This is a genomic window from Thermotoga sp. (genome assembly GCF_021162145.1).
Taxonomy (GTDB): Bacteria; Thermotogota; Thermotogae; order Thermotogales; family Thermotogaceae; genus Thermotoga.
Genome location: NZ_JAGGZH010000057.1, coordinates 1 through 8,980 on the forward strand (window position 1 = coordinate 1; position 8,980 = coordinate 8,980).

10 protein-coding genes and 1 pseudogene are annotated in these 8,980 nt (G+C 46.6%); 2 read left to right on the plus strand and 9 right to left on the minus strand.

Features of this window, described 5'->3' with window-relative positions:
• Positions 1-161: 161 nt before the first annotated feature.
• Both J7K79_RS04120 and J7K79_RS04125 read right to left on the minus strand, forming a co-directional pair.
• On the minus strand, positions 162-386 hold the full coding sequence (locus tag J7K79_RS04120) for a hypothetical protein (protein ID WP_296905463.1): 225 nt from the start codon (positions 384-386) through the stop codon (positions 162-164).
• Between the two features lie 61 nt (positions 387-447).
• Positions 448-1,008 (minus strand): hypothetical protein, encoded by a 561-nt coding sequence (locus J7K79_RS04125; RefSeq protein WP_296905464.1) that lies wholly within the window; start codon positions 1,006-1,008, stop codon positions 448-450.
• Positions 1,009-1,091: 83 nt separating this feature from the next.
• On the opposite strand from J7K79_RS04125, the gene J7K79_RS04130 reads away from it, so the two are divergent.
• Positions 1,092-2,831 (plus strand): ABC transporter ATP-binding protein, encoded by a 1,740-nt coding sequence (locus J7K79_RS04130; protein WP_296905481.1) that lies wholly within the window; start codon positions 1,092-1,094, stop codon positions 2,829-2,831.
• A gap of 13 nt (positions 2,832-2,844) precedes the next feature.
• On the plus strand, positions 2,845-3,924 hold the full coding sequence (locus J7K79_RS04135; protein ID WP_296905466.1) for an aminopeptidase P family protein: 1,080 nt from the start codon (positions 2,845-2,847) through the stop codon (positions 3,922-3,924).
• Here J7K79_RS04135 and folK read toward each other — a convergent pair.
• The 7 genes and pseudogenes from folK to J7K79_RS04170 all read right to left on the minus strand — a co-directional run.
• Positions 3,908-4,360, minus strand: coding sequence for a 2-amino-4-hydroxy-6-hydroxymethyldihydropteridine diphosphokinase (gene folK, locus J7K79_RS04140; protein ID WP_296905468.1), 453 nt, complete (start codon positions 4,358-4,360; stop codon positions 3,908-3,910). The two genes, J7K79_RS04135 and folK, sit on opposite strands and share 17 nt — an antisense overlap.
• Complete coding sequence (gene folP, locus J7K79_RS04145) at positions 4,357-5,193, minus strand: dihydropteroate synthase (RefSeq protein WP_296905470.1); 837 nt, start codon at positions 5,191-5,193, stop codon at positions 4,357-4,359. The genes folK and folP overlap by 4 nt, the downstream gene beginning before the upstream one ends.
• Before the next feature lie 5 nt (positions 5,194-5,198).
• A complete protein-coding gene (gene folE2 / locus J7K79_RS04150; protein ID WP_296905472.1) occupies positions 5,199-5,978 on the minus strand; it encodes a GTP cyclohydrolase FolE2 in 780 nt (259 codons plus the stop codon).
• Positions 5,975-6,337 carry a 6-carboxytetrahydropterin synthase QueD gene (gene queD / locus J7K79_RS04155; RefSeq protein WP_296905474.1) on the minus strand — a complete coding sequence of 121 codons (363 nt, stop codon included), beginning with the start codon at positions 6,335-6,337 and terminating at the stop codon, positions 5,975-5,977. Before queD ends, folE2 begins: the two co-directional genes overlap by 4 nt.
• A 13-nt stretch (positions 6,338-6,350) precedes the next feature.
• Positions 6,351-7,604 (minus strand): HD domain-containing protein, encoded by a 1,254-nt coding sequence (locus tag J7K79_RS04160; RefSeq protein ID WP_296905477.1) that lies wholly within the window; start codon positions 7,602-7,604, stop codon positions 6,351-6,353.
• On the minus strand, positions 7,601-8,125 hold the full coding sequence (locus J7K79_RS04165) for an NTPase (protein WP_296905479.1): 525 nt from the start codon (positions 8,123-8,125) through the stop codon (positions 7,601-7,603). The genes J7K79_RS04160 and J7K79_RS04165 overlap by 4 nt, the downstream gene beginning before the upstream one ends.
• Positions 8,122-8,980 (minus strand): annotated as a pseudogene (locus tag J7K79_RS04170) (hypothetical protein); the annotation flags it as partial. The pseudogene J7K79_RS04170 and the gene J7K79_RS04165, both read right to left, overlap by 4 nt.

An 8,980-nucleotide genomic window follows, 5' to 3' on the forward strand; every position in this document is an offset into this window, starting at 1 on the left:
CTTTAAGATGAGAGGATACGTGGTGACGGCTTCTTCTGGTCTTCTTGCGGAGATGAGATTCGGTTTGACGAGCACACGATCTCCTGGGGAGAAAAGGTTTGAGAAATGTTCGTTTAGAAAGTCTTTGAGTTTCGAGTGTGCGTCTTCGTAACTTTCTGTTCTCAAGAACCAGACTTTTTCCAGAGGATTTCCCTCCCGTTTCTTATGACCTCAATCCCCGGCGGAATATTCAGACTTTCTTCCTTCAGAATCTCCCGAATGAGATCCTCGGGCAGGGCCGTTTCTATCCATATTTCGGAAACGTCTATATCCTTCAAATCTCGAGATGATATCCTCTGTAAAGCTTTTTCTATACCTTTTATGTATTTTTCCCTGTCCAAATCCATCACCTACCCAAAACAAAGGGGGCAAACGCCCCCACCTTTTTGCCCACACTGAAGGAAGGGATCAGAAGTTGATCTCGAAATTCGCTCCCACAGGAACGGCTATCACACTGTTGTCACCATAGATTCTCATTTCAACACCGGCGCCGAACCCTACGACAAGACCTTCGAAGTGCCTTGTGTAGTTTGCCCCAGCTCCGAAAACCCATCCGAATTTGTCAAAGGCAAATCCATTCGTTGGCAAAGGCCAACTGGCACCACCGAATCCCCTTATGACAATCTTGGATTCTCTGTCGAGTTCAACGGAGTACTTGAAAACAGCGAAGAGATCGAATGTGTTCTGACTGGGCGTTGCGTCTGTGGAGAACAGTGGAGAAGCTGAAGAATCAAGCAAATATGCAAACCCTAGCCCGAGCCCGAGGTCCATATTTTCCGCTACAGGGTAGGTGAGATCCAACCCGAAGTCCAGATAATTGGAGGCGGTGGCTTCAACGGTCGTTGGTGTGGAAGTGACATTAACAGCAAAGTTGTAACTTCCAAAGACGGTGACCTTCAGATCCTCCATCGAAAAGGCAAACAATCCAGCTGTAACGGCTACAAGAGCGATCACAAGAAATTTTTTCATACAGGCTCCCTCCTCTTAACAGATTTTTCACGTTCGATTATAGCACACGAAAGTGGTAAAATTTCAAACTAGAGGTGGTGGCTTTGAGCCCAGAGAAGTTTCTGTTGAGATACGCGAGAAAATACTGGCACCTCTTTCTTGTGGGAACGATTCTGTCGCTTGCTCTCACGGTACTGGAAATTCTTCCACCGCGTCTCATGAAATCGGCAATCGATACCTTTCTGACTGGAAAAGACCTGTCGGCCGCTGAACGCTTTCAGGGTATCATTACGACCGCCTTCATCATACTGGGAATAAGGGGCCTTTCTTTCCTTCTTGGGTTCGTCAGCACCTATGTAACAGGGTATGCGGGGGCAAAGATCGTCCTTCTCATGAGAAGAGATGTGTTTTCCCATGTCGTCTCTCTTCCCTACTCTTTCTTCACAAAGATACCTTCTGGTGTTGTCACCACCAGGATCGTCAACGACACTCAGAACATCCAGGAGTTCTTCTCTTCCGTAGTCACAAGCGTGATAATGGATGTCCTTCTGCTCGGAGCGGTCGTTTTTTCACTCGTTCAGATCAGTAAAGAGCTCTTCGGTCACGTTTACTATCTTCTTCCAGTTATAGCCATCTCCATTCTGCTTTTCAGATACTTTGATAGAAAGGCTTACAGAAAGGTCAGAACCAACCTAGCTCGCCTTAACGCCTTTCTGGCGGAACACATAGCAGGCGTAAACGTCATAAAGATCCTGAATCTTGAGAGACATAAAGAAGAAGAATTCTCTCGCGTTTCAAAAGATTACTACAGATCCCTGATGGAGCAGCTCTACGTCTTTGGAATTTTCAGGCCTCTCATGGACTTTCTCTATTTTTCGGGAGTCAGTTTAGTCATATGGTACGGTGCCAGGTACATTGCAAGTCACACTCTAGGTTTTGGAGCCCTGTACGCTTTCGTCTCTTACCTTGACATGTTCTTCAGACCTCTCAGAGATCTTTCTGAAAAATACGATATAATTCAGAATTCCATGGCATCCTCCGAGAAGATCCTGAACATTCTAAAAGAGGAAAGGGAAACAGAGGGCAACCCAAAGGGTCCTAGTCAAATTTCGAGCGGGCAACTTCGTTTTGAGAATGTCTGGTTTTCGTACGACAGCGAGAACTGGGTTTTGAAGGATGTGGACCTGGAGTTTCATCCTGGAAAGCTCTACGCCATTGTTGGAGAAACCGGTGCGGGAAAATCCACTCTGATGAGTTTGATAAACGGGCTCTACATTCCTCAAAGGGGAAAGATTCTCATCGATGGGATTCCCCTACTGGAGTACAACCTGAAAGTTGCCCGAAAACAGATCGCCACCGTTCCTCAAGATGTGATGCTTTTCAGTGGAACGATACTGGACAACATCAGACTCTTCGACGAGAGAATATCAGAAAGAGAGGTCCTGAAAGCTCTAGAGAAGGTGCACGCAATGGATATAATCGAGAAGTTGCCAGGAGGGATTTACTACGAGATTGTGGAAGGAGGAACTACCCTGTCGGCTGGGGAAAGGCAGCTCATAGCCCTCGCACGGGCAGTGCTGTTCGATGCGAAGATCTTCATTCTGGATGAAGCCACGAGCAATGTGGATGTGATAACGGAGATGAAGATCCAGGAATCCCTGGAAGAACTTTCAAGAGAGAGAACGGTGATAATGATAGCTCACAGGCTCTCCACTGTGAGAGACGCTGACGAGATAGTGGTGATCCACGATGGCAAAGTTGTGGAAAGAGGAAACCACTCTGAGCTACTCAGAAGAAGGGGTGTGTACTACAAGCTTTACCGGATCCAGTTCGAAAACGTCTAAGGAGGGAAACGTGATGGAAAGAGTTGACAGAGCGATGGAACTGGCTATGGAGAAAGGAGCAGATGCCTTTCTGATCGTAAACATTGAAAATTCCTCGAGGGCTTCTTCGATATATTTTTCTGGTTTCACAGGTTCCTTTTCCATCATCCTGATCTCTGAAAACGCCAGGCTCCTCATCACCGATCCGAGATACACCAGTCAGGCCAAACAGGAAACCGACTTCGAAGTTCGAGAAGTAAGAGATGGTGATTTCATTGGTGCCTTGAAGAATGTGGTGAAGGATCTCAACATAAAGGTGATCGCCCTTGAGGAAGAGAGGCTCTCTCTTTCCATGTTCAGAAAACTCTCGACCGCCCTTGGAAGGAAGAAGTTCATTGGATTCGATGACGAGGTGAAGTATCTGAGGATGGTCAAAGACGAAAAGGAGATCGAAAGGATCAAGCAGGCGATAGAGATATCTGAGAGGGCTTTCCTTGAAACGATCCAGCAGATAAAAGCTGGGATGACAGAAAAGGAGATAGCGGCCTTGCTTGAGTACACGATGAAAAAGGAAGGAGCAGAAAAAACGGCGTTCGACTCCATCGTGGCTTCCGGACGGCGTTCTGCTCTGCCTCACGGGAGGCCAACCGAAAAAGTTGTTGAGAGAGGTGATGTGATCGTCATCGACTTTGGAGCAGTCTACGAGAACTACTGTGCTGATATCACGCGCGTTGTCTGTATAGGCGAACCATCTGCTCGCGTGAAGGAAATACACGAAATCATCTTCGAGGCTCAGGAGAAGGCTCTCAAAAACGCGAAGGCAGGATTAACAGGGAAACAGCTCGATTCAATCGCAAGAGAACTCATCAGTGAGAAAGGGTACGGAGAGTCCTTTGGACACAGCCTGGGTCACGGGATAGGTCTGGAGGTCCATGAAGGGCCAGCGGTGAGTTTCAGGAACGAGTCTCGCCTGCCCGAGAACGCCGTTGTCACGATTGAACCTGGAATCTACCTGGAAGGAGAGTTCGGTATAAGAATAGAAGAGGATGTGGTTCTAAAAGAGCAGGGATGTGAAATCCTCACCACTCTACCGAGATCTATATTCGTTGTTTGAGTTCCATCAAAAGCTCATGCACGGTCTTTCCTAAAACAGGATGAATAAGGTCTGGGGCTATTTCGTTCAAAGGTTCCAAAACGAAGAGTCTGTTGTGAACATCAGGGTGTGGTATGATCAGGCCTTCTTCGTTCACAACGAGATCTTCATAGAACACGATGTCAAGGTCTATGATCCTGGGGCCCCACCTGATTGTTCTGATTCTCCCCATTTCTCTTTCTATCACCAGAAGGGTATTCAAAAGGGATCGTGGTGAGAGGTCCGTTTCTGCAAGGCAGACGGCGTTCAAAAACTTCGGTTGATCGGTGTAACCATAAGGCTTTGTTTCAATGAACGAAGAAGTTTTTTCAACAGATATGCCACGTTCTTTCATCTTCACAAGGGCTGTTTTCAAGTTCAATTCCCTGTTTCCTAGGTTGCTTCCGAGTGCTATCACTGCTTTCGCCAGAGTATCGCCTCCACCATTTTCACAACTCTCTTGTTCGGCAGCACATCGTGTACCCTGAGGATATCAACACCTTTCATCGTGCAGTAGGCGGTAACAGCCAGGGTACCTTCCAGTCTTTCTTCTGGTGGAACGTTGCCCATTGTGATTCCTATAAAGGATTTTCTCGAGGCACCAACGAGAAGAGGAAGACCAAATTCTTTGAATTCATCTATTCTGCGCAGAATTTCGAGATTGTCTTCGTACCTCTTGCCGAATCCAATACCCGGGTCCAGTACGATCTGGCCTACTCCTTTCTCTTTGAGATACTCTATTTTTGCCTGGAAGTACTCCTTTATCTCTTCCAAAACGTCCTCGTAGAAGGGATTTTCCTGCATCGTCTTCGGTGTTCCTTTGATGTGCACGAGGATGTACGGGACCTTGTTGTCCGATGCAACTTCTACTATCTCGGGTTCGAACTGGAAACCACTGATGTCATTGATAATGTCAGCTCCCGAATCTATCGCCCTCAAAGCGATCCTCCATCTGTAAGTATCCACGGATATCGGTACATCCGTTACAGACCTAATCGCCCTTATCACGGAGATGACCCTGTTCATTTCCTCTTCTTCATCGACGGGTTCCGAACCAGGACGGGTGGACATTCCTCCCACGTCTATTATATCGACTCCTTCTTCCACCATCTTTTTTGCCGTCTCGACAGCTTCCAGCACACCCTGTTTTCTTGATCCTGCATAGAAAGAATCCGGTGTTACGTTTATTATGCCCATGATCATGGTTTTACCGAACTCTAGCTTTCTCTTCCAGGGAGTCATGTACACCATACTCATTAACCCTCCGGGACGAAGTCTCCTTTCTCCACGCACGCGAACGCGTTGTGGTTGTGTATGCTCTCCATACTTTCCACATAGACTTTATACCAGGATATTCTGGGGTCTTTTTCCAGATCCAGTGCCACATCTCTTGCCACATCTTCAACGAACTTAGGATTCTCGTAGGCTTTCTCTGTGATGAATTTCTCATCAGGTCTTTTGAGGAGAGTGTAAAGGGGAACGCTTGCGTTTTTCTCAGCTATCTTGACCAGATCTTCAAACCATATGAACTTTCTCGTTTTCACAGATATCTCAACGAACGCCCTTTGATTGTGGGCACCATAGTCACTGATCTCCTTGGAACAAGGGCATAGATTGTGTACCGGCACCCTGACTCCTATTTTGAAGGAGAAGTTCTTTTCTTTCTCCGCCTCAACGAAGCAGTCCACCTTCAAAGGAGAAACTTTGCGGGTGATGGGTGACTCTTTCCATATGAAATAGGGGAAGTGAATTTCAAGGTGTGCCCTTTTTGCCTCCATGGTGACAATGAGATCATCCAGGACCTTTTCAAAAGTATGGGGTGTGATCGCTTCAAGCCTGTTCAACACCTCTATGAATCTGCTCATATGGATGCCCCTCTTTTCCCTGTGAAGATCCACCGAACAACTTATTTGTGCAACGGTTGGCTGATATCCATCTCCTTTCAGCAGTATCTTCAAAGGCCAGCTGAGATCTTTTATCCCCACTTTTTTCAGTGGCACCATCCTTGGATCTTTCTCATTCTGGACGTCTTTCAAACTTCCTCACCTCTGTACACGACGCCGTTTGCTTCCGTCTCCCATAGCTCGATCTCCACGAGGTGAACACCGCGTTCGTTGAGAGGTTCCGAAAGTTGCTCCCAGATCCAGATAGCAACTCTTTCGGTGGTTGGTTGCTCGAACAACTCGTTCAGATAACTGTGATCCAGTTTCTCTATCACTCTGTCTTCCACTATCTTCTTCAATTCCGCAAAGTCTATGACCATGTCTTCCTCGCTCAGGCGTCCTTCAACTTTCACAACGAGTTTGTAAGTGTGTCCGTGTAATCTTTCACACTTCCCATGGTACTTTATCAGATTGTGTGCAGCTTCGAAGGTGAACTTCTTTACCAGAACCATGCCCTCACCTCTGCTAGAGCACGTAGTCTCCAAACCTTTCAATGGTCCTGTCCAGGAAAGATCTCATCTCTTTTCTCAGTTCTTTTCCCACTTCTATCTCTTCAAAATCCAAGTCTTTCACAACTGACTCGAGTATTTCAAAAGCTTCCCTGTCCAGTTTTTTCTCCCTCACTTCGTTGCTCACTATGTTCAGGGCTCTTTCCACCCCCATGGCGGGACGGTAGGGTCGTTCTTCCATGAGGGCACTGAACACGTCTGCAACCTGTAGAATCTTGTCTTCGAGGCTCATCTCTTCTCCTTTCAATTTGAAGGGATACCCGGAACCGTCGACTTTTTCGTGATGTCTTACGGCAGGTAGAAACCATTCTTCTCTGTTCATCGGAAGAAGTATGAGATAGGAGAAGTACACGTGTTTTCTTATCATATGAAATTCTTCTTCATTCAATTTCGCTGGCTTTTCCAGTATCCTGTAGTTTACACTGATTTTCCCTATGTCGTGGTAGAGACCTGCTCTGAAGAGACTTTCGGCGTCTTTCCCAGCTGCTTTTCCCATCTCCTTTGCAATGCTTGCTACTCTCCAGGTATGCTCGCTTGTGAACTCGCTCTTGGCGTCTACTATGAAGGAGACTATCTTTCCAAATTGGGTGATATCTTTCACGGTACACTCTGGACACTCATTTATGTACTCCCGAAAGCAATCAGCTGCGAATTCGTTGAGGATGTATTCAAGCTGCCACTGGGCAAACTCTGTCAGAAGGACTTCTCTGCAGGCTTCGAAAACTTCCGGAAAGAAAAAGCTTTTCATTTCCTCAAGAGGAACCAAAATCTCCCTCGGTACAGTGTCATGGTTGATCATCACGTATCTGGAGACCTGGTCCGATATGAAAACCACGTTTGCAAGTATATCTTCCCTTTTAGATGGATCCAAGTGAAACGCGGGGAAGTGATGCTTCAAAATGATCGGGGACAAAGTTTTGAGTCTCTCCACGTAGTCCGTTACGAAACTCCCCAGTATAGAATGAAGGTGCAGAGGTTTCCCAGGGGTGTCCTTCACAATTATGAAGGCGTTGTCTATGTCATCCAGAATGGTCTTTTCACCATCGTACGGGAGAATCAAACCCAGATCGTGGAGTAAACCGGAGAGAAAGGCGATCGAGCTGTCCATGTTCAACTTTTCGGCAATCTGCGAGGCCAAGAAGGCAACCTGAAAAGCGTGCTTTCCCAGGGGTGGTATGGTCTGAAGCAAATTGAAAAGAACCCTTGTCATTCCTCGCCACCTCTGTTAGATTTTAGCATGTCCAGTATCTTCTTCAAGAGACGATCACGATTTTTCTCGTTCAATTCGAAGATTATGATGTCTTTTTTGTTTTTGAGCTTTTCCACGAATGGATCACTCGATTTTTTGATCGTCGCCACCGCGTCTTTTTTGCTGTTGAAGACCTCCTCAACCGCCCTTCGAAATTTTTCAGAGAGAAGCTCCATTTTACCTATCTCGTCTATGATCACGATACTTTTTTCTTCAAGGGCCCTTTCCACCGATTCAACTCCTAGCTCCTCCAGATCTTTCAGGTTCACTCCGTACTTTCCCACTCGATGCTGGGACGGGAAACCTATCTTCGCGAGGATTCCCTCTCTTCCATCGAGGGTAACAATTTTGAAACCAACCCTTCTCCCTCTTTCTCTCATTTCCTCAGTGTAAAAGCCCCCTGCGTTCTGCAGGAGGCATGAGATCTTCTTGATGAATGTGGTCTTCCCGACTCCCGGCCTTCCGGTGATCAGGATCTTCATTTCAGCTCCAGGCTGTTTAAGATCCTCTCGAATACACTCTCCAGTCTCTTGAAGTCTTCCTCTGGCGCATAAAAGGTTATGTAAAGGTACTGGCCATCCTTTTCAGGAAACTGAGCAATCCAGTAAGCGAAGTTTTTACCTGTTTGTGGGTCCGGCATGGAGCTTTCCAACAGATTGATTTCGTAGTTCGGCGTTATATACACCTGACCGTTTCCAATGGAGGTTGCTTCGTAATGGACTTCCGCGAATATCAAATCGGAGATGTCAAGTATGAAGTAATGAACCCCTTCAGAGAGTTCGTAATAGGTGTAACTAGGCACATCCACTTTGAAGGTATCCGTTTCGATGGTTTTCATCGACAGATCCGCGGAGAGGTTGAAAGATCCTTCGCTGGCTTTTTCACCGTCGATGTAAACCACCATTCTCCAGTCTCCGAGGTCGTTCTTTCCCAGAGTGTCCGTTGATATCCAGCTCCACACACTGTCGTAGTAATCGTGCCCTGTTTCAGCTGCTGGGGCAACGATGTAGTAAACGGTTTCCCTTAGATTTCCCCCGGGATCATACCACTCCCACTTGAGTATATGGGAGTTCTCAAAGGGATTTGTATTGCTCCACATGACGATTCTCTTATCGAAAAGAGTGAACGTGTCGTCAGTAGCGAAAGGGGTGTTTTCGTAGACACTTCTGCAGAAAAGAGAATTGGTGATGGATACCGTTTCTGTTGGAAGATTCTTGATCTCACCAGAGGTGTTTTCAAACACGACGGAGGTTCCATCCGTCATGGAAAACGGATCTTCCACATCAGAGAACAGAAAGTTCAATTTGCCATCTTCGATTCTACCACTGAAGGCACCA